General features: G+C 70.7%; 2 protein-coding genes. Both read left to right on the forward strand.

All coding sequences use genetic code 11. The features are described 5' to 3' along the window. Positions 1 to 802: DNA-processing protein DprA (gene dprA / locus AC2VON_RS19145; RefSeq protein WP_486954362.1), on the forward strand; the 802-nt coding region annotated here is incomplete at its 5' end. A gap of 171 nt (positions 803 to 973) precedes the next feature. Next, on the forward strand, positions 974 to 1,520 hold a 547-nt coding region (locus AC2VON_RS19150; RefSeq protein ID WP_486954363.1), incomplete at its 3' end, for a siderophore-interacting protein.

Here is a 1,520-nt window from a genome sequence, read left to right on the forward strand (position 1 = left end):
GCTGGGGCCGCTTCGCCTCGACGAGACGGTTCAGCGCGCCGCGGCCATCGTCGGAACCCGTGCCGCCACCGCCTACGGCGAGCAGGTGACGGCTGACCTGGCTGCGGGACTGACCGAACGCGACGTGGCGGTGGTCTCCGGCGGCGCCTACGGCATCGACGGCACAGCGCACCGCGCGGCGCTGGCCTCCGATGGAGTCACCGTGGCGGTGCTTGCCGGCGGAATCGACATACCGTATCCGTCAGGGCATTCGGCGCTGCTGCATCGGATCGGTCAGCACGGGTTGCTGGTCAGCGAGTACCCGCCGGGGGTGCGGCCCTACCGGCACCGGTTTTTGACCCGCAATCGGCTGGTCGCGGCGCTCTCCGGCGCGGCGGTGGTGGTGGAGGCCGGGCTGCGCAGCGGCGCCGCCAACACCGCCGCCTGGGCGCGGCTGCTGGGGCGGCCGGTGGCCGCGGTGCCCGGGCCCGTGACCAGCTCGGCGTCGGCGGGTTGCCACGCGCTGCTGCGCGCGGGCGCAGAACTGGTTACCCGGGCTGACGAAGTGGTCGAGTTGGTGGGCCGGGCCGGCGAGCTGGCCGACGAGCCGCAGCGCCCCAGCAGTCCACTGGACGGCCTCAGCCCTGCTGAGCGGCGGGTGTACGAGGCGCTACCGGGCCGGGGCGTCGTCACCGTCGATCAGATTTCTGTCGCATCGGGTCTGGCGCCCGAACAGGTGCTCGGCCCGCTGGCGATGCTGGAGGTGGCCGGGCTGGCGGAGCGCTGCGACGGCCGTTGGCGGATCACCCGGGCGGGCCGGTAGGCCCGCTGTCGAGATCCAGAAAATTGTATACCTTGTCGGACCAGATTGTGCCGGGCAGGTCGGCAACGTGTGCATTTGGCACGGTGATGCACCACTGAAGGCGGAGTGCTGCGTGTGTCACGGTAGCTCGTATAGTCAGCCAGGGCGGCAGACGACCAACAGGGAGGCAGTGTGGCGGGTCGACCGGTGCACACGTTCGAAATTGCCCGCACCGAGCAACTCACACCGCAGATGGTTCGGGTGGTGCTGGGCCAAGGTGGATGGGGAACCGGGTTCGAGACCTTCACCCCCAGCGAATTCACCGACTCCTACGTCAAGATCCTGTACTTCGGCGAGGACGTCGACACGGGCACGCTGCCACAGCCCCTGACGCTGGACAGTTTCGACATGCTGCCCGCGGACCGGCGCCCGGTCATCCGGACCATGACGGTGCGCCGCGCCGACCCGGCGGCCGGCGAGGTCAGCATCGATGTCGTGGTGCACGGCGAGCACGGGGTCGCGGGTCCGTGGGCGGCCGCCGCTGAGCCCGGCCAACCGGTCTACCTGATGGGTCCGGGCGGAGCCTATGCGCCCGACCCGGCCGCTGACTGGCACTTGCTGGCCGGCGACGAAAGCGCACTGCCGGCCATCGCGACCGCGCTGGAAGCGATGCCGGCCGACGCCACCGGCAAGGTTTTCATCGAGATCGCCGGCCCCGAACATGAAACCGAGCTCACCG

The sequence above is a fragment of the Mycobacterium sp. TH-M82 genome (assembly GCF_057473605.1).